At 32.1% G+C, this 305-nt stretch carries 1 pseudogene; it reads right to left on the bottom strand.

The features are described from left to right. A pseudogene (locus EYD45_RS16615) lies at positions 1 to 305 on the bottom strand (F0F1 ATP synthase subunit alpha); the annotation flags it as partial.

A 305-nucleotide genomic window follows, 5' to 3' on the forward strand; every position in this document is an offset into this window, starting at 1 on the left:
AAGTATCAATAACCTCATCCGTTAATTTACCAGACTTTAAAGTATCTAATGTATCTCTATGCTTAACATTTAAGAATTCTATATAATCTCTTTCAAATGCTTTTACTTTCTCAACAGGAACATCTCTTAACAAGTTTTTAGAACCTGCATAAATGATTGCAATCTGATCTTCAACAGTAAAAGGATCATTTTGAACTTGCTTTAAAATCTCAACGTTACGCTTACCCTTTTCAATTACATTCAATGTAGCTGCATCAAGGTCTGAACCAAACTTAGTAAATGCTTCCAATTCACGGAACTGTGCT

Origin of the sequence: Hyunsoonleella flava (genome assembly GCF_004310325.1) — a bacterium.
In the GTDB taxonomy this organism is placed as follows: Bacteria; Bacteroidota; Bacteroidia; order Flavobacteriales; family Flavobacteriaceae; genus Jejuia; species Jejuia flava.